We start from the raw sequence: 20,483 nt of genomic DNA on the forward strand, positions 1-20,483 counted from the left end.
CGAGCCGTCAGCGGCGATAGGTGCTAACGTCGTACCGCCGCGCACCCAGCCTGGTAAGCGGCGGACCCATGGACGCTCTGGAACGACCGGTCGAGGCCGAGCATGCGCGCAGAACTCAAACGACTTTCCAGTACGGACGTCGATATGCAGTCATTCGTCCCTGACGACGAGGGCCTCTTTGGCTTTTGGTGCCATGCGGAGATCGGGCCCGCGAACGAAGATGGCACCAATCTTTTCCAGTTCTGCGTTTGCAGCCCTGCGTGGCTGGCCTCGGAGATGAGCAGCGGCAGGTCGCCGGAACCTATGTTCGGCCGGGACCTGATTCTTATGAATGCGTACGACTTCGGGAAGGTCTTCGCGCTGATAGACCGGTACCTTGCACGTTGCACCGGCGACACCTGGGATGAAATCGCTCCGAAGATCGGGCGCGTTGGCTCCTGGGAATTCGAGGACTATCAACCCTATCGCGGCACGCCATAGCACGAGGTGGCAAATGAGCTGCAGACGCTTCATGCAATGTCTGACCGTGGCTCTGGGGTTACTGGCCTCGGGCACATCCGCTGCCAGCGAAATCCCTGACGCCTGCGATGCGGCTGCATGGCGCAGCCGCGTGGCTGCAGCCGAGAAGGCCGTCGTGGCGTCGGCACCGTACAAGATTCCCGCCGGCCTCTGGTGGCGTTCGACGAAACAGGTCTGCGCGGTGGTTGCGTTCACGGTGGACGCGGATGGGCGCGCCACGTCTCCGGAGGTATTCGCGTCTACGCCGAATGCCGGGGCAGGCCGTGGCGCGCTGGAGACGCTCGAGCGTTACAGGTTCAGCGCGCCGCGGGGGACCCGGTTGGTGCTTCGCTTCCAGCTGTCGCGTTTTGGCCTGGTCGGCGAATGAAGCTATGTCTGTGGGAGCGCGCTTGCGCGCGATGGGTCTTGTCGCGAGCACCCTTCGCGCGCAAGCGCGCTCCCACAACAGCGGTGGGTGGTCAGGCGGCTAGGGGGGTGCCGGTGGCTAGTGCGTCGAAGTAGTCGCGCGTTAGCTTCAGCTGTGTCGCGGCGTCTTCCGCGCGGTTGACCACGTGCCGGAATGCTGCGTTTTCCGGGCGATCCTTCGCGTACCAGCCGAGGTGCTTGCGCGCGATGCGCACGCCCATCACTTCGCCGTAGAAGGCGTAGAGGTGTTCGAGGTGGCCGACGAGGATGTCGCGCACTTCGTGCGGCGACGGTTCGGCGAGGTAGCCGCCGGTGGCGAGGTGGTGGGCGATTTCGCGGAAGATCCACGGGCGGCCCTGCGCGCCGCGGCCGACCATGATCGCATCGGCGCCCGTGGCCGCGAGTACTTCGCGCGCCTTGTCGGGCGTGGTGATGTCGCCATTGGCGAGCACGGGAATCGAAACGCTGGCTTTCACGGCCGCGATGGTCGCGTACTCGGCGTCACCTTCGTACTTGTCGGCACGGGTTCGACCATGCACGGCCAGCGCGGCGATGCCGGCATCCTGCGCGATCCGCGCGATGGTCAGTGCGTTGCGGTGGTCGCGATCCCAGCCAGTGCGGATCTTCAGCGTCACCGGGATATCCACGGCTTTCACCACTGCATCCAGGATGCGCCCGACCAGCGGCTCATCCTGCAGCAGCGCGGAGCCGGACCATACGTTGCAGACCTTCTTCGCCGGGCAGCCCATGTTGATATCGACGATCTGCGCGCCGTTGTCCGCGTTGTAGCGGGCTGCTTCGGCGAGCATGCCGGGATCGTACCCGGCGATCTGCACACTCACCGGCTCGGGTTCGCCATCGTGGTCCATCCGGCGCAACGACTTGCGGGTGTTCCACAGGCGCGGGTCGGCGGTCGTCATCTCGGACACGGCGAGACCGGCCCCCATGCGCTTGCACAGGAGCCGGAACGGTTTGTCGGTGACGCCGGCCATGGGCGCAAGGACCACGGCGGGTGCGATGGTGTAGGAGCCGATACGCATCAGACGGCCATTTTACCGCCTGGACCCTGTGGGAGCGAGCTTGCGAGCGATATGGGGCGCGGGAGAGCATCGTTCGCAAGCTCACTCCCACAGGGCCGAGGCGTTAGCGCTTGGCCAGGGCCTTTTTCGGCACCGCATCGACCGCGGCAGCCGCGTCGACCTGGACGAGGCCGTTGGCGGGGGCGCTGGTGCGCAGGAGGATGTCGCGGACGCTGTTGGCGTCGAGGCCGGGGGCCACCGAGAGCAGCAGGGCCACGATGCCGCTGACATGGGCCGTGGCCATGGACGAGCCGGAGGTGAAGTCGTACCCGCCGCCTGGCTGGGTGGTGAGGATGTCGTTGCCGGGCGCGCTCACCACGCCCTGCGGCGCGGGGCCGTTGGCCGTGGTGCGGACGACGATCACGCCGGGTGAGCTATCGGGGAAACCACGCGGTACGCCATCCGGTGGCAGCGCGGCGACGACGATGCGGCCCTGCGACAGCAACTGCTGCAGCAGCTTGCCGAGCAACGGGTCGGCGGGCCCGCCGAGGCTCAGGTTGACGATGCGCGCGTCGGTATCGTTCACCGCCGCAAGCGCCTTCGCCAGGGTGAACGAATTGCAGCGCGCGCCGCTGTTCGGATCCGCGTACCAGCAGGCCTTGTACACGCTGACCCGGGCCTTCGGCGCCATGCCGACCATGCCCTGCCTGTTGTTGCCGACAGCGGCGATGATGCCGGCGACTTCGGTACCGTGGCGGTCACTCGCGAACGCCTTGTCGTTATCCGAGACCTCGTCGCGCACGCTGGCCAGGTGGCCTTTCAGGTCAGGGTGCGAGGTATCCACGCCCGTGTCGACCACGGCGACCTGTACGCCATCACCCTGCGTGACGACGTGCGCTTCCGCGGCGTGGGTTTCGACAAAACCACGCTGCAGGTCGGTGTAAGGGTCGTTGTAGTGCTCTTCGTCCTGGCTCGAATACACCGCGTATTCCTGCAGCGGCTGGGCCAGCTCGACCCGCTGGTCGCGGGTCAGTGTCGCGATGAGCGCATCGCGGTCCATGCCCGCGGGCGGACGCAGCACGATGCAGTAAACACCCAGCGCACGGATGGGCCAGCCACCCACTTCGTTCCAGCCGTACTGGCGGCGCAGGTCGGCGAGCAGGGAGCGCGCGCGCTGGCCCGCCCCGTAGTTCGGTGCCGGGGCGTAACCCAGCAGGCTGGAGCCGGCATGGGTCGCGGCGGGTTCCAGCGGGTTGGCCACGGCCAGCACGATATCCCGTGAGCTATCCATGCCCGCGGCCGCGCTGCCGCTCGTGCTCTCCGGCGCGGGCGTGGTCAGCGCGGCGCCCGACGGGCGCGTGCTGGCGCAGCCGCCGAGCATGGCGGCTGCGAACGACAACAGGAGCAGGGCTTTCTTCATGGCGTCCCGGTGACCGGTTCCGCGAAGCGGATGCCGGGCGTGCCACGCAGGCGGTCCGACGCGTCCTTCGCGGTGACCGATGCGTCATCGGGGAGCACGGTGTAGGCACCCACGCCGTTCGGTCCGCCCACCACGCGCAGGTGCTGCGCCTGGAGCAGGGCGTTCCATGCCAACATGTTCATGCTCTTGTCCGGCACCACGTGGATCGCGCCGCGCGGTACGGCCGGCGCGTCATTGCTAAGCGTGCGGTAGGTCGCAGGGGCGCGTGCATCCGGCGTCGACCAGAGCTTCAGGCCGAGGGCACCCAGGCCCACGGCCTGCAGGACGACCGCCGCGGCCAGGCTGCGTAGCAACCAGCCATGGCCGGCCGCGCGCGGGGCAGGCACCGCCTGCTGCGGATCATCGGCGTCGAGGCGGGCGAACAGGCGCTGCAGGCCCTGCTCGGGATCCAGCTTCACATCGGAGGGCAATTGCACGGCGCGGGCGAGCTTGCGCTGCTGCTCGAACTCGGCGCGGCAATCGTCGCAGCTGGCCAGGTGGCCATCGAGCCAGGCCTCCTGTTCGCGGCTGGCCGTGGCCTGGAGGATCCAGGGCATGGCTTCCCAGGCGCGGGCACAATCCCTGCCGGCTGGGGTGGGGCGGGTCATGGCAGTTTCTCCTTGGACGTGGCCGCTTCGCCGGCCAGGCCCGGTAGTACGTTGCGCAGCTTCACGCGCGCATGGAAAAGGCGCGCCTTCACGGTGCCGACGGGGCATTGCATGATCGCCGCCACGTCGTCCAGCGAGTGCCCGATGCCGTAGACCAGTTCCACGACCACGCGCTGGTCGGCGGAGAGGCGCTCCATGCCCCGCCCCAGCCAGTCGCGCAGTTCGCGGTCGTCGCCGGGATCGTGCGAGGGAATACGATCCTCGGGAACGCTGTCTTCGTCCACCGGCTCGCTGCCATGTTGGCGCAGGGACTTCAGGCCACAACGGTAGGCGATGCCCATGATCCAGGTGGAGACGCGCGATTCGCCCTGGAAGCTGGCGGCCTTCTGCCAGACGATCCAGAAGCAGTCGTTGATGACTTCCTCGATGATGTCCGAGCGGCGGGTCAGCCGGGCCAGGAAACGGGTCAGCCGGCCATGGTAGGCGCGGTACATCACCGTCAGCGCGGCTCGGTCGCCCGCGGACATCCGCTGCAGGAGCAGTCGGTCATTGGCGTCGGTATCGGCCTGGGTCATGGCGTCGTTTTGCGTTGGGGTGCCTGGACCGTAAGTGCGCTCGAAGGGGCCGATGGTTGCCGTGGCATCAGAAGGTGCGTGCCACCGTCGCGGTCCAGGGGGAAACCGGCCGTTCCCCGCGGTTGCGCTCGCGGTTGGTGAACACGTGGATCAGCTCCACCCGCCAGGCCCCGTTCTGCCAGACCAGCCCGCCATGGCCGTAACTGTAGCGGTCGGGCCGTTCAGGATAGTACCGGCTCAGCGGGGCGAGATACTGGGCGATGCCGATGCCGCCGGTGGCCGAGACGTGCCAGCCCAGCGGCCAGCGCAAGCCCACGTCGGCCGCGCCACGCAGGCCACCGCCGCGGTGGGTGAGCTTGATCGCCGAGACGCCGGCCGTGAGGACATCGCGCCAGATCACGCTGGCGCCGAGCTCGGTCCGGTCATAGGTGCGCACGCCGCTCCCGCCGCCGGGGTAGCGGTAATCCAGCAGGCCCGCCTGGATCTGCCAGTCATCGGACAACGACCACGATTTGGCGACCTGGGCGAGCGTCTCCGCCACCCGGCCCGGGTCGCGGGTCTGGTAACTCGCGGAGACGCCGAGCGACCAGCCGTCGCGCGATACCCAGTTCACCGCGCCCTGGACGATCGGCGCGGGCGGGGTGACCGCCACGCCGCGATCCACCAGCTGCGAGCTGATCGCCACGGTCGCCCCCCAGTCACCGGCGTGGGTCGGCAGGGTGCCTGCGGCGGCGAGGGCCACGGCCACGGCCAGCCGGCGCCGCGCTACAAACGCGTCGCGGCGGGCAGGGGCCTTGCCTGGCTCGCAGGTGGTCAGGTGGTCCGGCATCGCGTCATCTTGCGCATCGCACGCCTTCGCGTCCGCGCCGCGCCGTTCCTTCCTTAGTGAAGCGTGGCCAGGTAAGACAACAGATCGTCAAGGTCCTTCGCGTTGTCGAGGCCATCGTATTTCATCTTGGTGCCGGGATTCGCCTGTTTGGCGGGCTGCGAGAGGTACGTGTGCAACTGGTCCGGGGTCCAGGTCCAGCCGATGTTCTTCAGCGCGTCGGAATAGTTGTAGTCGGGCAGGCTGCCCGACTTGCGGCCGACGATGCCAAACAGGCTGGGGCCCTTCTTGTTCCGGCCCTGCGCCACGCTGTGGCATTCGGCGCATTCAGACTTGAAGACATCCTGGCCGGCCTTGGCATCACCTGCGCTGGCCGGCAGGGGAGCCAGCAGCCAGGCCGCGAAGAGGCCCGCGGCGGCGAACCGCGCGGGCAGGGTGGGGAGGTGTGGGGAAGTCACGCGTTACCGTTCCTGTGTGGTCAGAAGGCGATGCTCGCGGAGAGCGTGAAGGCGTTCAGGTCGGAGGCGTCGATGCCGCGGACGCCGGGCGGCGCACCGAACACGTTGGATCCGCGCCCGTTGAAGCGGGTCACCCGGAACCACGTGGCGGCGAGTTTCAGGTTGCCCTTGGTGATCCAGCTGTCGTCCTTGCCGAACGGTGCCCAGGCGAGGGTGAACAGGTTGATCGTGCTGTCCGGGTTGCCGAAGGGCGGGTAACGCACGTCGTTGCCGCTGCCCGTGCTCTTCAGCTGCGATACCTGGATGCTGTAGGTCTGTTTGAACGTGTAGGTGACCGAGCCGACCTGGTCGCGCGCGGAGCCACGATCGGAGGTGAGCGTGCCGGGCACCAGCGGGTTCGCCAGCGGTTCGCCGTACTTGCGACGCTCGTAGATGTTCACGTAGCTCGCCTGCACGATGTGCTCGCGGTTGCCGAGGTACTGGTAGGTGAGGTCGTAGCCGAAGTCGTTGATGTTGTCCTTCGACGCACCACGTGGCAGCTCGCGCTTCGTGGTCAGTGCCACCACGCCCGCGGAGAAGAACTGGCTGCGCATGTCCTTCATGTATGCGAAGCGGAAATAGCCGGTGCCGCTGAGCTTGCCGGGGTCACCACCCACGTTGTAGCCGAGGTCGTCCTGCGTGTTCCGCTGCAGCGAGCGGTAAGTGCCGGCTTCGGCGTACCAGTTCTTGTCATACAGCGCATAGACGCTGGCACCGATGACGCGGTTGGTCAGCGTGTTCGGCGCGCCCGGGTTCAGCAGCGTGCCGGTGACGCCGCCCGGGGCGAGGAAGGAGGCATTGGGCAGCGCACCGATCGGGTCCTGGAAGCCGGGGCTGTTGTTCACGGTCACGCCGATGAGGGTGTCCTTGCCGCCGATCTTCAGTTCCTTCGCGACATAGCGGATATCGATATTGCTCAGCCGCGTGTTGTAGGTGTCATGGCCGGTATGGTCGGCCTCGACCTTCACGTATCCGCCTACGTTCTCGGTGAGGCGGCCGGCGAGGTACAGGTCACCCTGGGAGAGCGTTGTATCGCTCGGGCCGGTCGTCGGGTTCACGTAGGACTCGGTGAGCTGCGCGGCCACGGGGATCTTCGTGCCCTGGCCATCGGTGTCGGTATAGCCGTTCATCTTGAAGCGCATGCCGTATGGCGTGAGCGCCGGGCCGTAGGCGCCTGCGTGGCAGTCCGCGCACGAGGAACCGGTCTGCCGCGCATAGGCGGGGATGGCGTGCGCCGTGTGGCTCACGAGCGAGAGCACGAGCGCGAGCGCTGCCCACCACCCGGCGTGGCCGGTGGCGCGCGGTCGACGTCGGAACGATAGCGGTGGCATGGGGTGGAGCTCCTTGTAGTCAGGGGATGTGACGGGCGCTCAGGCGCCCTTGCGCGGCCACATCCGGTGCAGCAGGCCGTCACGGCGGCCGAAGTGATGGAAGAGGGCCGCGCCGATGTGCAGGCAGACCAGCGCGAGCAACGCCCACGCCGCGTCGATGTGCAGCGCCTGGAGGCGATCGGCGAGGTCGTCGTCGGGGGCGACCAGCCGCGGAAGGGTCAGCCCGAAGAAATGCACGTCCTGGTCGCCCGCGCTGCACATGGCCCAGCCGAGCAGCGGCATCGCGAGGAGAAGCAGGTAAAGGGCGATATGCGTGGCGCCCGCGGCCAGGTGCATCACCCGTGGCATGGGAATCGGTGGCAGGCGTGACGCCCTGGCGCGCAGCACGACGCGCACCGCGAAAAGCACGAGCACGATCAGGCCGAAATGGCGGTGCCCTTCGAGCAGCCACAGGCGCAGGGAGCGGCCGGAGACTTCATCGCGCAGCAGGATCAGGGTGGCGGCGCAGACGACGCACACCACGGTGAGCCAGTGCAGCACCCGCAAGGGGCGCGGCCATGCCACCGGACGATCGTCTTGGTTATTCCAGGCCATGCAGGGCGTTCCCCAGGGCGCCCGACAGCCGGGCGACGCATGGCCATGAGTGCTCCGTGCAACGCCGAAAGGTTGCGCGTCCCGGGCTGCAACCTTTTCGCCATGTGTCCCGCACTCATCCACGACCACCGCGGCACGCCGGGATTCGCCATGGATATAGCTCGCATACCCTTCCAGATCCACGGCGACAGCCGCGGCATGCTCGTGGCGCTCGAAGGCATGCGCGACGTGCCCTTCGATATCCGCCGCGTCTATTACATCTTCGCCACCCGTGACGAGGTGCGCCGGGGTCAGCACGCCCACCGGACGCTGACCCAGCTTGCGATCGCGGTGCGTGGCTCGGTCACCTTCCTGCTGGACGACGGCACCGGGCCTGCCGAGGTCATCCTCGACGACCCGGCAAGCGGGGTGCTGATCGGTCCCATGGTGTGGCGCGAGCTGCACCACTTCAGCGAAGACTGCGTCGTGATGGTGCTGGCCGACCAGCTGTACGACCCGACCGATTACATCGCGGATTACGAGCAGTTCCTCAGCGAAGCCCACGCCACGGCGTTTCCGGGAGTGGCCGCCGCATGGCCCGGCCGCTAGTCCTGGTCGGTGCGGGCGAGTTCGCGCTGCTCGCCCGCGAATACTTCACCCACGATGCCGGCCGTGACATCGTGGCGTTCGCCGTCGAGCGCGCGTGGATGGCGCAGGCGGAAATCGACGGCACGCCGGTAGTCGCCTACGAGGATATCGAGGCGATCTATCCGCCCGACGAGGTCGAGGTGTTCGTCGCCATCCCGGCAAGCGGACTCAACCGTCTGCGCACGCGCTTCTATCGCGACCTGAAAGCGCGTGGCTACCGGTTCGCGCGTTATATCAGTTCGCGCGCGTTCGTCTGGCGCAATGCGACCGTCGGGGAAAACTGCTTCATCTTCGAGAACAACGTGGTGCAGCCGTTCGTCAGCATCGGCGACAACTGCATCCTCTGGAGCGGGAACCACATCGGCCACCGCACCGTGATACGCGACCACGTGTTCATGGCGTCGCATGCCGTGGTGTCGGGCTATTGCGAGATCGGCGAGAGCAGCTTCATCGGTGTGAACAGCACGTTCAACGACAAGGTGCGCGTTGCCGCCGACAACATCATCGGATCGGGTGCGCTCGTTGTACGCGATACGGAACCCGGGCTGGTTTACGTAGGTTCGCCAGCGAAAGCGCTGCCGGGCAAGCGCAGCCTGGACGTGGCGCTTTGAGGGCGCGCGCATGACCGCCTGGACCAAGCGCGGCCTGGTGTTCGATACCCTGCGCCAGGGCGTGGGTGGCTGGATGCGCCACTCGGCGCTCACGCCGACGCCCTGGCGCAAGGACCACGACACGATCCGCGTGTACGCGAGCTTCCGCGATGGCGAAGGCATGGGCCGCATCGGCTACGTGGACCTGCGCGCCAGCGACCCGGGCCATGTGCTGGGTGTGAGTGACGTCCCGGTCCTCGATGTCGGCCGGGGTGGCTGCTTCGACGACAACGGCATGATCCTTGGTGACCTGGTCGATGCGCCAGGCGGCATGCATCTCTTCTACGTGGGCTTCCAGCGCGTGGCGCGTGCGAAGTTCCTCGCATTTACCGGGCTGGCGTTATCGACCGATGGTGGCGAGAGCTTCACCCGCGCGCAGGAGACGCCGGTCCTCGACCGCGCGCCGGGCCGCAGCACGATCGCCGCGATCCATTCCGCTATGTACGAAGGTGGACGCTGGCGCCTTTGGTACGCCGCTGGAGACGACTGGGAGACGATCGGCGACCAGGCGTATCCGCGTTACCACATCCGCTACATGGAAACCGATGCGCCGGGCCAGCCGCCGACGCGTGACGAGCCCTGCCTGCTGCCGCACGGCAGCGAATACCGGATCGGCCGGCCGCGCGTTTACCGCCGTGGCGACGGTTACATCATGTACTTCACGCGCGGCGATACGCAGGGCGGTTACTTCCCGGGCTGCGCCATCAGTGCCGACGGCATCCATTGGGACCGGCACGACGAGCTGTTCGGCCTCGCCCTCTCCGAGCATGGCTGGGACTCGCGGACGATCTGCTATCCGGCGCTTCTGGAGCAGGACGACCGCACGCTCATGTTCTACAACGGCAACGACATGGGCGTGGATGGCTTCGGCCTGGCGGAGGCGCGCCATGCTGACCGTTAGGCGCTACATGCCCGCCGACGAGGCCCGCTGGGACGCCGTGGTGGCGCAATCGCGCAACGGCACGTTCCTGCACCGGCGGGCGTACATGGACTACCACGCCGAGCGCTTCACCGATGCGTCGCTGCTGGTCGAGGACCGCGGCGAACCCGTGGCGGTGCTTCCCGCGAACCGCGACGGCGACACGGTGATGAGCCACGCGGGGCTGACCTACGGCGGCCTCGTCGCGCTGAGGAGCCTGCGTGCCGAGGGCACGTTGGCCGCGTTCGAGTCCATCGGCGAGGCTTACCGGCGCGCGGGCGTGCTTCGTTTCGTCTACAAGCCGGTACCGCATGTTTTCCACACCACCGCGGCGGAAGAAGATCTCTACGCGCTGCACCGGCTCGGCGCGACGCTCGTCCGCCGCGACCTGTCGTCGGTGCTGGCGCCGCTTGACCGTCCCGGCATGAACACGATGCGGCGCCGTGCGATCGCGCGTGCGCGCGCGGCGGGCGTGGTGATCGGCACGGGCACGGACCTGTCGCCGTTCCATGCATTGCTCACCGAGGTCCTGCAACGCCACGACGCCGTCCCCGTGCACAGCGTCGCGGAGCTTGAGCTGCTGCGCTCACGCTTTCCCGACGGCATCACCCTGCACGAAGCCCGCCGCGGCGACGAACTGCTCGCTGGTGTTCTCATTTATGACTTCGGCCACACCGTGCACACGCAGTACCTCGCCGCCTCGGAGGAGGGGCGCGACTGCGGGGCGCTGAGCCTGTTGCTGGCGGAACTGGTCGGCGGTGTCTACGCGACGCGCCAGCGCTTCAGCTTCGGCATCTCCACGGAGGATGAGGGGCGGGTGCTCAACGCGGGCCTGGTCGCCCAGAAGGAATCCTTTGGCGCACGCGCCGTCGTGCACGACCGCTACGAGTGGGTCTTGTGATGGACGTGCCTTTCCTCAGCCTTCGCGATGTGAACGCGCGGCATGCCGATGAACTGAAGGCGGCGGTGGCGCGAGTCATCGATGCCGGCTGGTACATCCTTGGCGACGAGCTCGCCGCCTTCGAGGATGAGTTCGCAGCGTGTTGCGGCGTGCGCCACGCGGTCGGCACGGGCAACGGGCTGGATGCACTCTCCCTGGTGTTGCGCGCGTGGCGCGAGATGGGCGAACTGGTCGATGGCGATGAAGTCATCGTGCCTGCGAATACGTTTATCGCCAGCTTCCTCGCGATCAGCGAGAACGGGTTGCGGCCCGTGCCGGTCGAACCCGACCCGGTGACGTTCAATATCGATCCCGCGCGGATCGAATCCGCCATCGGTCCCCGCACGCGGGTCATCATGCCCGTGCACCTGTACGGCCAGCTGGCCGACATGGGGGCGATCGCCGAGATCGCCGGCCGGCGCGGGCTGCTGATCCTGGAAGACGCCGCGCAGGCGCATGGCGCACGCCTCGGCGGAACGCGCGCGGGTGCCTTTGGCCACGCGGCGGGATTCAGCTTCTTCCCGGCCAAGAACCTGGGTGCACTGGGTGATGGCGGCGCGGTCGTGACCGACGATGACCAGCTCGCCACCTACGTGGCGGCCTTGCGCAACTACGGCTCCGAGGTGAAGTACGACCACCCGATGCGCGGCATTAACTCGCGGCTCGATGAAATCCAGGCCGCGATGCTGCGGGTGAAGCTTCGCTACCTCGATGCGGATACGGCACGTCGCCGCGCGATCGCCAGCGCGTACCGCGAGGGCATCCGGCATCCGGGCATCGTGCTGCCGTCCGCGGTGAATGAAAGCGCCCATGCCTGGCACCTGTTCGTGGTGCGTTCCCGCTGGCGCGACGCGCTTCAACAGCACCTTGGGACGATGGGCGTGCAGACGCAGGTGCACTACCCGGTGCCGCCGCACCGGCAGCACGCCTACGCGGAGCTCGCGGGCATGGCGTTGCCGGTGACGGAGCAACTCCACGAAGAGGTCCTGAGCCTGCCGATCAGCCCGGTGCTGACCGACGCCCAGGTCGCCCATGTCATCGCGGCCTGCAGCGCCTGCGCGGAGGCGGCGTGAACATCGTACGGGCCGGCGCCTGGTCGGCACTGGGCACCGCGGCCCGGCTCGGTGCCGCGCTGGTGCTGGTGAAACTGGTGGCGTGGCTGGCTGGTCCCGCCGGCGTTGGCCGGCTCGGTCAGTTCATGAGCCTCATGTCCCTGCTCGCGGTGCTGGCCGGCGGCGGCATCAGCGCGGGCGTGGTCAAGTACGTCGCGGAGTACCGCGACGATCCCGAACGGCTTTCGCGCCTGCTCTCGTCGGCGCTGGGTTACGCCATGGCCGCTTCGTGCACCATGGCGTGCGCCGCGCTGCTGTTCGCACGGCCGCTCGCTGCGTGGCTTCTTGGCGACCCGTCGTACGACAGCCTCGTTCGCGTGCTCGCCGTGGCCCAGCTGGGCATCGCACTCGTCAATTACGTGCTGGCCGTGATCAACGGCTTCATGGATGTGCGCCGGCTGGCGCTTGTCCAGGTGCTGGGTTCGCTGCTCAGCGTGGCGTTGGCGCTGTGCCTCGCGCGCTGGTTCGCCCTGTACGGCGCACTGCTCGCGGTGGTGCTGGGCCAGCTGTTCTGGCTGCTCGTAGGGCTGCCGGCGTGGTGGCGAAGCCCTTACTTCCAGCGCGGCATGCTGAGGATGCGCTTCGATCCCGAGATGACCCGGCGGCTGGCGGCCTTCTCCCTGATGAGCCTGTCGTCGGCGCTGTTGCCCCCGCTGGTGAACATCGCCGTGCGCGACCACCTCGCCGGTGCGTTCGGCTGGGAGCAGGTCGGCTACTGGCAGGCGGTGACGCGCGTGTCGGATGCGTACCTGCTGTTCTTCACGACGGCGATCAATATCTACTACCTGCCGAAGCTCGCCTCGATCCGCGAGCGCGATGCGCTGGCCGCCGAGCTGCAGGCGGCGGCGCGCGTGTTGCTTCCGGCGGTCGCGGCCAGCGCCCTGGTCATCTACGCATTGCGCGACTGGGTGACCCGGCTGCTCTTCAGCACGGATTTCGGTCCCGCCAACGATCTGTACGCGGCGCAACTGGCCGGCGACGTCGTGAAGATCGCGGCCTTCATCCTCTCGTATCTCATGCTGGCGAAGGCGATGACACGTTTGTTCGTGATCTCCGAATGCGTGTTCGCCGTGAGTTACCTCGTGTTGGTGTATGTCTGCACGGCTCGTTTCGGCTTGCCCGGCGCCATGTTCGCGTTCGCGCTGAATTACCTGGCCTACCTGGCCTTCAACCTCGTCGTGGTGCGCCGCTACCTGGGGAGGTTGCCGGCATGAGCGGACTGCCACTCGTCTCCATCCTCATCCCCGCCTACAACCACGAAGACTTCGTGGAACGCTGCCTGGATAGCGTCCTCGAGGATGCCTACCCGGCCAAGGAGGTCGTCATCATCGATGACGGCTCGACCGACAAGACCAGCGAACGGATCCAGGCCTGGATCGACCGACACGGCCACGAGGTGTCGATCGAGTTCACCCAGCGGGCCAACAAGGGCATCACTGCGACGCTGAACGAGCTGGCCGCGCGGGCCCACGGTGAGTTCTTCCGCCTGGGTGCGAGCGATGATTACCTGCTGCCAGGCGGCCTGCTCGCGCAGGTGGAGTACCTGCTGCGCCATCCGCGCAAGGGTGCCGTCATCGGCGATTCCGTCGTCGTCGACCGCGAAGGCCAGTGCCTGCACGCCAGCGGCATGGCCGACCTGCACGGGGCGGACAAGCGACTCTACGCGACCGACCAGGGCATCCGGCGCGCCGTCATCACCCGCTGGGCCGTTGGCGGGCCGGTGGCACTCCTGCGGCGTAGCGCGCTCGAGACGGTCGCGCGCTGGACCGAGGGCCTGCGCATCGATGACTGGGATCTTTTCCTGCGCCTGGCGGCGAACGATGCGCTCGGCTTTATCGATGTGCCGGTATGCGCGTACCGCCTGCACGGCGCGAACCTCAGCAAGACGCGGCACCGTGCCACCCGCATCGTGAACCTCGAGGAGTCGCGCCAGGTGGCGATCCGCCGGTTGTGCCTGTTTGACGAGCCTTGCCGGACGCTGCTGCGGGCGCAGGTGCATTACATCGGCGCGAAGGTCGCGTTCCTCCAGGGCAAGCCGGGCACGCTGGCGCTGCGGCTGGGCTGTTATGCGCTGTTGCGCTGCTGGGCCGCCCTGCGCCCCGCGGCGGCGCATCCGCACCCGGAGGAAGCATGAGGGCGCTCCTGCGCATGCCATCCACGTATATCGCCTGGCCACTGCTGCTGGCCTGCGTCGTGACGTCCGCGCTGTTCAACCTGCCCGATGGTTACCTGCCGGGGCTGCTCCTGCTGATGCTCGGCGCGGCCCTGATCATCGCGGCCGACTTCATCGGCCATGACCGCCTGCCCGCGTGGCAGGCCCTGCGCGAACGCGACTACGCCCACACCCGCGATGGCTTCCTTGGTTTGGCCTTCGCCGGCGGCGTGCTGTTGTTCTGCGCGCTGGACCTCGCGTTGTTCCCGGTCGCGCTCATCCACGATCCCTCCATGTACGCGACGATGGAGGGCGGGCATGAGCACATCCGCCGCATCTCCGACCTGTGCTGGACGTTGCCCGTGATCGGCGTGCTGTGCACGCATCACCGGCCATTGCGCTATGCGCTGATCACCGCAGGACTGCTCTTTCCCGTGCTCGTGGTCGATCGCAACCGCATCTTTGCCGGCGTGACCGCGCTCGCCCTGGTCACCGTGTTCCGCCGCGACCCGGCGCGGCCGTTGCCCTGGCGCGCGATCACCGTGCTGGCGATCGTGGGCGCCGCGGCGTTCTCATTGCTGGGCATGTTGCGCTCGGGATCCGTGGCCGGCGTGGCGCTGCCGTTCGGCGACTTCTACAAGGCCATGCCCTCGGGCATCCAGTGGCTGCTGCTTTACGTGAGCGCCGGTCCCTACAACTTCGCTTCGCTGCTCGCGAAGGGCTACCACAACACCGGCTTCCTGATGAACCAGCTGGTGCCGCTACAAGGCTCGATCGCGACCGCGGGCACCGACATCCCGCTGGATGCCTCGAACGTCAACGTCGGCACCGAGTTCCTGCCGTTCCTGCTCGCATGGGGACCGCTCGGCGCGTTTGCCGCGCTGGTGACGCTGTACCTGCTGATGCGCTGGAGCGTGCGGCGGATCGCGGCGTCCTCGTCGCTGTTCGCGCTGCTGATCTTCCTGCGCATGGCCTACGTCTGCCTGATGGCGCCGTTCGCGCCGCAGGCGTTCATCTGGATGAACTTTGGCTTCATCGGGCTGTGCCTGCTGCTGCAACTCGTATCGGCGTGCCTCCCGAGCCGCCGCCTGCTCCACCCTTTCCCTCACTGACGACGGCAACGCCATGCAACAGGACGAGATCTACCTCATCGATATGTGGCGCCTGCTGGCCCGCCAGCGCTGGTGGTTCATTGGCGTGTTCGCCGCCGTGCTCGCGCTGGTCGGTGGCTACCTCTCGCTGGCCAAACGGCAGTGGGAGGTGGATGCGTGGATCCAGATCGGCCAGATCGGTGCGGCACCCACGGGGCAGGACCCGAAGGTGGAATCGCTCCTGCGCGTGATGGAACGGCTGAAGACCGACGATTTCAAGAATGAAGTGCTCAGCGGTGTCGGCATCCCGCTCAAGTCGCCGGAGGCCCGCGTGTACCGGGCGAGCATGAAGCTGGACCCCCAGCCGTACGCCAATCTTCTGCACGTGACGATTCGCGCCTACTCGCCGGAAGACGCGCGCCAGCTCGCGCTGGCGACGGTGCAGCACCTGCAGGCGATCCACAAGACGATCGGCTCGGTGCCGCTCGCGACGGCCCAGAAGCGCCTCATGGAAATTGACGGCGAACTCGATGCCGCGATCGCCGACCGCACCCGCTTGCGTGGCGAGATGGGCAACAGCCGCGGCGAGGGCGCGCTCGCCAGCTTCTCCCTGGCTGGGACGGATGCGGGCATCCGTGACCTGCAGCAAGCCCGTTCGGAGATCCGCACGCGGCTGGAAGCGAATTACACCTTCGAGACCTCCATGCCCTGGCCCGTCCACGTCTCCGAGAACCCGGTCGCGCCGATGATCCCGCTGGTGGGTGGCCTGGGTGTGCTCGGTGGGCTGTTCCTCGGGGTATTGGCTGCCGTGGCAGCCGATGCCTTGCGCCGTTCAACCCGCGAGCCCGCTGCCGGCACTCACTGGGCAGGTAAACGGCACGGCGGAGAACGCGATGAGTACGAGGCACGACACGGTAGCGCCGACGCCGCTTGATATTCGCCTGCGTGAGACGCAGGAGGCCTTCGACAGCGTCGCGGCCGACTACGACGGGCCGCGCGGCAACAACGAGCTGATCCAGCGCATGCGCCATACGCTCTGGGCCACGGTGCGCGCGGAACTCCCCGCCGGGTCGCGCCTGCTCGACCTGGGCTGCGGTACCGGCATCGATGCGGTGGAATTCGCGCGCAGCCGCTTCCGGGTGACCGCCAGCGACTGGTCGCCGCGCATGGTGGAGCGGGCGCGCGAGCGCGCACGTGCCGCGGGCGTCAGCGAGCGGCTCGATGCGGTGCATGTCGGTATCCAGGAGCTCGACCGGATCGACGGCGAGTTCGACGGGGTCTATTCCAACTTCGGCCCGCTGAACTGCGCGCCGGACCTACGCCAGGTCGCCACGGAATGCGCGCGGCTCGTGCGCCCCGGCGGCAGCCTGGTGTTCTCCGTGATGGGGCGGGTCGTCCCCTGGGAAGTCGGGCATTACGCCATGCGCGGGCGGCTGCGCCGGGCGATGGTGCGTGGTGCACGCGGGGTCACGCCCGTGGGCATGAACAAGCACACGATCTGGACCTGGTATTACTTCCCGCGCGAGTTCTACGCCGCGTTCTCGGAACATTTCACGCTGAGCAGTTACCGCGCGCTGAGCCTGTTCCTGCCGCCGCCGTACATGATCGACCGCGTGCAACGCCGCCCCGCGTTCTACGAGCGCCTCGGCCGCATGGACGACCGGCTAGGTGGTCTGCCGCTGTTGCGCGACATGGGCGACCACTTCCTCATCGTGATGCACCGCCGTTGAGCGCACGGCATGCCACCGGTGCGATGCTGCGCGGCGCCATGGCGATGACGGCGCACGGCTCCTCGCGGCACGTGCCCGCACTGGTGGGTGACCGCTTCGCCGCGCGGCCGGTGCGTGGTGCGTATGAAGTAGACCTGCGTGACCACATCGTCATGCCGGCGCTGATCAATGCGCACGAACACCTGCAGGTGAACGGCGTGCCGCCGCTCCCCGGCGGTACCGTCTTCCCGAACAGTTACGCCTGGATCGAGGCGTTCCAGGCGCATTTCGCGCACCCGGACGTGCAGGCCGCGCTGGCCGTGCCCAAGGCCTTGCGCATGCGCCACGGTGCGCTGAAAAACCTGCTGGCCGGAACGACCTGCGTGGTCCATCACGATCCATGGCACGAGGCTCTGGATGCGGACGATTTCCCGGTGGCGCTGTTGCGCGGGCACGGCTGGAGCTACGCCGTCGGTGGCCCGGCATTCGGCCCTCCGGTGCGTGAGAGCTACCTGGCGACGCCGGCGGATACGCCGTGGATGATCCACCTCGCGGAAGGCAGCGATGCCACGGCGCGCGGTGAGCTCGACGCGCTCGACGCCATGGGTTGCCTTGGTTCGAACAGCATCCTGGTGCACGGCGTGGGACTGGGTGCCGAAGGCATGGCGCGCGTCGTCGCGCGCGGCGCCGCGGTGGTGTGGTGCCCGGCGAGCAATCGCAACCTGCTCGGTAGCACGCTGGATCCGCGGCCACTCGCGGCGGCGGGCCGGCTCACCCTCGGCAGCGATTCGCGCCTCTCCGGCGCGCGCGACCTGCTGGACGAACTCTGCGGCGTCCGCGAACGCGACGAACTCGACGCTGCCAGCCTGCTGGGCCTGGTGACTTCCGACGCCGCGCGCATCTTCCGCCTCAAGGATCGCGGCACCCTCGACCCCGGCGCCCACGCGGACTTCCTGGTCTGTCGTGGGAGCGCGCTTGCGCGCGATGCATCCCACCCCACGGCAAATATCCTCGACACCCTCCGCCGCGCCGACCTCCGTGCCGTGATCCGCGCAGGCCGCCCCTGTATCGCCGATCCCGACTTCGCCGACTGGTTCGCCGCCACCGGCGTCGACACGGTCGCCGTGACCCTGGATGGCCGGCCGAAACTCGTCGCCGCGCCGCTAGCCGATCCCGCGCTGATGGCGCTCGAGCCCGGCTTCGAACGCACGCACAAGGTGCACTGAGCATGGATGCCGCGACGCCCGTCCTCGATCCCGCACCCGCGTATGCGCTGTGGGCATCCTCGTACCCGGCCCATGCGCACAATCCGGTGATGCACGCGGAAGAGCGGGCGATGCTCGCATTGATGCCCGCACGGCTGGAGGGCCTGGACGTGGTCGATGCCGGGTGTGGCAGCGGGCGTTACCTGCGCCATGCCCTGGCGCGCGGTGCGACCACCCTCGTCGGCGTGGATCTTTCCGGACCGATGCTCGCGCGTGCGGCGGCCTCGTTCGACGACGCTCCCGCCGGTGCGCGGATCGCGCTCGCCCAGGGCGATCTCACCGCGTTGCCGTTGCCTGATGCCGGCGCGGACGTCCTGCTGTGCGGCCTGGCCGTGGGCCATGTGCCGCGCCTGGATGCCGTGCTGGCGGAATTCGCGCGGGTGACCCGGCCGGGGGCCACGCTGGTCGTGAGCGACTTCCACCCGGTGGGTGCCGCGCTCGGCTGGCGCCGCGATTTCAAGGCCGGGGGGCAACGCTATGCCGTCCGCCACGCCACTCACTACTACAGCGACTGGCATGCGGCCTGCGTGGACGCCGGCCTTGCCATCGATGCGGTCGCCGAGCCGATGCTCGACCCCGCCGATATCCCATCCGGTGCCCGTTTCGATCCGGTCGCGCTGGACGTTCCCGTGGCGCTGGTGACACGCCTTCGCCGACTTGCACGCTGACGAACCCAACGATGCCCCATACCCTGCTGGTCAACCCGACGATCACCTCACGCCAGGGCGCGCGGTTCCCGCTCGCCTTGCTGAACCTGTCGTCCACGCTCGATCGGCATGGCGAAAGCACCATCGTCGATGGCAACGTCGATCGTGACGTGGTCGATGCCACGCTGCGCGCCATCGCGGCGAACAAGGTGGATGCCGTCGGAATCAGCGTCATGGGTGGTCCGCAGACGGCGCCTTCCATCGAGGTTTCCAAGGCCGTGCGCGAGCACCACCCGCACCTGCCGATCATCTGGGGTGGGTACTTCCCGACGCTGTATACGGACACGGCGCTGGCCGCGCCCTATGTCGATTACGCCGTGCGCGGGCAGGGCGAGGAGACCATGCCCGACCTGATCGCCGCGCTGGCCCGGCCGGATCGCGATGTCTCGCGGATCGCGGGCATGTCATGGAAGGATGCCGATGGCCACATCGTGCATAACCCCAACCGCAAGTTCCACCTGGGCGATCCCGGCATCGTGTTGCCGTATGACAAGCTGGGCGACCCGCGCCGCTATCTCGCGCGTACGTTCCTCGGAAAGCGCACGGCGGCGCACCAGGCCGCGATCGGCTGCCGCTTCCGTTGCACGTTCTGCGGTGTGAACGCGATGTTCGGCGGGACGACGCAGTTGCCCGCCGCCGCTCGCCTGGAGCGCGACCTCTCGTACCTGAAGCACCAGCTCGGCGCGGATTCCATCCAGTACTTCGACCACAACTTCTTCGACCGCGAAGAAGACATGGTGCCGCTGCTCGAGGTGATGGCGAAGATGGAGCTGCCGTGGTGGTGTTACGCGCGCTCCGATGCGCTGCTCAAGCTCTCCGAGAGCAGCTGGAAGCTCGTACGGAAGAGCCGGTTGAAGATGGCGTATGTCGGCGCGGAATCGCCCAGCGGCGCGATGCTCAAGGAGATCCGCAAGGGCACGCGGCCGGACCAGACGCTCGAGGTGGCGGAACTGTGCCGCCGCCACGGGGTGATCCCCGAGCTTTCGTTCATGGTCGCCCCGCCGGAGAACACCGAGGAGGAAACCGAGCACACGTTCGAGTTCATCCGCGAACTGAAGCGGATCAACCCGGCGTCGGAAATCATCGTGTACATCTACACGCCGCTCCCCGAGAGCAGCAAGCATGAGACGGACCGCGGCAAGCGCGCCTCGATGCCGCTGCTCGACCTGAACGGCGAGCCGGTGGTGTTTCCGACCTCCCCAGAGGAATGGACCGAGAAGCGCTGGGTCGACTATGCCTGCCACGCCGATGCGCCGTGGCTGACCGATGACCTGCGCCGGCATATCCAGGACTTCGTCACCGTGCTGCGCTGCCGTTTCCCGACGGTGCAGGACATGCGCTCGCCTTCGTGGGCCAAGCGTGGCCTGAGCGCGCTTGCCTCGTGGCGCTACCATCGCCGCCGCTATGACAAGCCCTGGGAGCTCAACCTCGCCAACCGGCTGGTGAAGCTGCGCCTGCCGCAGGTCTCGGGTATCTAG

At 67.9% G+C, this 20,483-nt stretch carries 23 protein-coding genes; 15 read left to right on the forward strand and 8 right to left on the reverse strand.

Annotated elements, in window-relative coordinates; all coding sequences use genetic code 11:
• Nucleotides 1-102 precede the first annotated feature (102 nt).
• Nucleotides 103-480 (forward strand): immunity 8 family protein, encoded by a 378-nt coding sequence (locus ACZ6YI_RS13865; protein WP_465779176.1) that lies wholly within the window; start codon nucleotides 103-105, stop codon nucleotides 478-480.
• A gap of 31 nt (nucleotides 481-511) precedes the next feature.
• Nucleotides 512-886, forward strand: a complete 375-nt coding sequence (locus ACZ6YI_RS13870; protein WP_465779177.1) for an energy transducer TonB — start codon at nucleotides 512-514, stop codon at nucleotides 884-886.
• A gap of 91 nt (nucleotides 887-977) precedes the next feature.
• Here the strand turns inward: ACZ6YI_RS13870 and dusB are convergent, their stop codons facing one another.
• From dusB to ACZ6YI_RS13910, 8 genes are all read right to left on the reverse strand, one after another.
• Nucleotides 978-1,964 (reverse strand): tRNA dihydrouridine synthase DusB, encoded by a 987-nt coding sequence (gene dusB, locus ACZ6YI_RS13875; protein WP_465779178.1) that lies wholly within the window; start codon nucleotides 1,962-1,964, stop codon nucleotides 978-980.
• 103 nt (nucleotides 1,965-2,067) lie between these two features.
• The gene (locus ACZ6YI_RS13880; RefSeq protein ID WP_465779179.1) at nucleotides 2,068-3,363 is read right to left on the reverse strand and encodes a S8 family serine peptidase; all 1,296 of its coding nucleotides are present in this window, start codon (nucleotides 3,361-3,363) and stop codon (nucleotides 2,068-2,070) included.
• Nucleotides 3,360-4,010 (reverse strand): zf-HC2 domain-containing protein, encoded by a 651-nt coding sequence (locus ACZ6YI_RS13885; protein WP_465779180.1) that lies wholly within the window; start codon nucleotides 4,008-4,010, stop codon nucleotides 3,360-3,362. The genes ACZ6YI_RS13880 and ACZ6YI_RS13885 overlap by 4 nt, the downstream gene beginning before the upstream one ends.
• Nucleotides 4,007-4,585 carry an RNA polymerase sigma factor gene (locus ACZ6YI_RS13890; protein WP_440324733.1) on the reverse strand — a complete coding sequence of 193 codons (579 nt, stop codon included), beginning with the start codon at nucleotides 4,583-4,585 and terminating at the stop codon, nucleotides 4,007-4,009. Before ACZ6YI_RS13890 ends, ACZ6YI_RS13885 begins: the two co-directional genes overlap by 4 nt.
• A gap of 67 nt (nucleotides 4,586-4,652) precedes the next feature.
• Nucleotides 4,653-5,414, reverse strand: a complete 762-nt coding sequence (locus ACZ6YI_RS13895) for a TorF family putative porin (protein WP_465779181.1) — start codon at nucleotides 5,412-5,414, stop codon at nucleotides 4,653-4,655.
• Between the two features lie 53 nt (nucleotides 5,415-5,467).
• Nucleotides 5,468-5,845 carry a c-type cytochrome gene (locus ACZ6YI_RS13900; protein ID WP_465779226.1) on the reverse strand — a complete coding sequence of 126 codons (378 nt, stop codon included), beginning with the start codon at nucleotides 5,843-5,845 and terminating at the stop codon, nucleotides 5,468-5,470.
• A gap of 44 nt (nucleotides 5,846-5,889) precedes the next feature.
• Nucleotides 5,890-7,239: a cytochrome C gene (locus ACZ6YI_RS13905; protein WP_465779182.1), complete on the reverse strand. Its 1,350-nt coding sequence runs from the start codon at nucleotides 7,237-7,239 to the stop codon at nucleotides 5,890-5,892.
• Between the two features lie 39 nt (nucleotides 7,240-7,278).
• The gene (locus ACZ6YI_RS13910; protein ID WP_465779183.1) at nucleotides 7,279-7,833 is read right to left on the reverse strand and encodes a cytochrome b; all 555 of its coding nucleotides are present in this window, start codon (nucleotides 7,831-7,833) and stop codon (nucleotides 7,279-7,281) included.
• A 150-nt stretch (nucleotides 7,834-7,983) separates the two neighbouring features.
• On the opposite strand from ACZ6YI_RS13910, the gene ACZ6YI_RS13915 reads away from it, so the two are divergent.
• Genes ACZ6YI_RS13915 through ACZ6YI_RS13975 form a run of 13 tightly spaced genes read left to right on the forward strand, consistent with a single transcriptional unit; the run spans nucleotide 7,984 to nucleotide 20,483 of the window.
• Nucleotides 7,984-8,421 (forward strand): sugar 3,4-ketoisomerase, encoded by a 438-nt coding sequence (locus ACZ6YI_RS13915; RefSeq protein WP_465779184.1) that lies wholly within the window; start codon nucleotides 7,984-7,986, stop codon nucleotides 8,419-8,421.
• On the forward strand, nucleotides 8,406-9,071 hold the full coding sequence (locus tag ACZ6YI_RS13920) for an acetyltransferase (RefSeq protein WP_440324723.1): 666 nt from the start codon (nucleotides 8,406-8,408) through the stop codon (nucleotides 9,069-9,071). The genes ACZ6YI_RS13915 and ACZ6YI_RS13920 overlap by 16 nt, the downstream gene beginning before the upstream one ends.
• Before the next feature lie 10 nt (nucleotides 9,072-9,081).
• Nucleotides 9,082-10,011 (forward strand): hypothetical protein, encoded by a 930-nt coding sequence (locus tag ACZ6YI_RS13925; RefSeq protein WP_465779185.1) that lies wholly within the window; start codon nucleotides 9,082-9,084, stop codon nucleotides 10,009-10,011.
• A 7-nt stretch (nucleotides 10,012-10,018) separates the two neighbouring features.
• A complete protein-coding gene (locus tag ACZ6YI_RS13930) occupies nucleotides 10,019-10,930 on the forward strand; it encodes a GNAT family N-acetyltransferase (RefSeq protein WP_465779227.1) in 912 nt (303 codons plus the stop codon).
• Entirely contained in the window at nucleotides 10,930-12,042 is a 1,113-nt protein-coding gene (locus tag ACZ6YI_RS13935) for a DegT/DnrJ/EryC1/StrS family aminotransferase (RefSeq protein WP_465779186.1), read from the forward strand. Before ACZ6YI_RS13930 ends, ACZ6YI_RS13935 begins: the two co-directional genes overlap by 1 nt.
• Nucleotides 12,039-13,295, forward strand: a complete 1,257-nt coding sequence (locus ACZ6YI_RS13940) for an O-antigen translocase (RefSeq protein WP_465779187.1) — start codon at nucleotides 12,039-12,041, stop codon at nucleotides 13,293-13,295. The genes ACZ6YI_RS13935 and ACZ6YI_RS13940 overlap by 4 nt, the downstream gene beginning before the upstream one ends.
• The gene (locus tag ACZ6YI_RS13945; RefSeq protein WP_465779188.1) at nucleotides 13,292-14,215 is read left to right on the forward strand and encodes a glycosyltransferase; all 924 of its coding nucleotides are present in this window, start codon (nucleotides 13,292-13,294) and stop codon (nucleotides 14,213-14,215) included. Before ACZ6YI_RS13940 ends, ACZ6YI_RS13945 begins: the two co-directional genes overlap by 4 nt.
• Nucleotides 14,212-15,345, forward strand: coding sequence for a hypothetical protein (locus tag ACZ6YI_RS13950; RefSeq protein WP_465779189.1), 1,134 nt, complete (start codon nucleotides 14,212-14,214; stop codon nucleotides 15,343-15,345). Before ACZ6YI_RS13945 ends, ACZ6YI_RS13950 begins: the two co-directional genes overlap by 4 nt.
• Nucleotides 15,346-15,358: 13 nt before the next feature.
• A complete protein-coding gene (locus tag ACZ6YI_RS13955; RefSeq protein WP_465779190.1) occupies nucleotides 15,359-16,258 on the forward strand; it encodes a Wzz/FepE/Etk N-terminal domain-containing protein in 900 nt (299 codons plus the stop codon).
• Nucleotides 16,218-17,054: a class I SAM-dependent methyltransferase gene (locus ACZ6YI_RS13960; RefSeq protein WP_465779191.1), complete on the forward strand. Its 837-nt coding sequence runs from the start codon at nucleotides 16,218-16,220 to the stop codon at nucleotides 17,052-17,054. The genes ACZ6YI_RS13955 and ACZ6YI_RS13960 overlap by 41 nt, the downstream gene beginning before the upstream one ends.
• A 23-nt stretch (nucleotides 17,055-17,077) precedes the next feature.
• On the forward strand, nucleotides 17,078-18,259 hold the full coding sequence (locus ACZ6YI_RS13965) for an amidohydrolase family protein (RefSeq protein WP_465779228.1): 1,182 nt from the start codon (nucleotides 17,078-17,080) through the stop codon (nucleotides 18,257-18,259).
• 2 nt (nucleotides 18,260-18,261) lie between these two features.
• Nucleotides 18,262-18,966, forward strand: coding sequence for a class I SAM-dependent methyltransferase (locus ACZ6YI_RS13970; protein WP_465779192.1), 705 nt, complete (start codon nucleotides 18,262-18,264; stop codon nucleotides 18,964-18,966).
• Nucleotides 18,967-18,977: 11 nt separating this feature from the next.
• Nucleotides 18,978-20,483, forward strand: coding sequence for a B12-binding domain-containing radical SAM protein (locus tag ACZ6YI_RS13975; protein ID WP_465779193.1), 1,506 nt, complete (start codon nucleotides 18,978-18,980; stop codon nucleotides 20,481-20,483).

This window comes from Luteibacter sp. NPDC104163 (assembly GCF_055584245.1).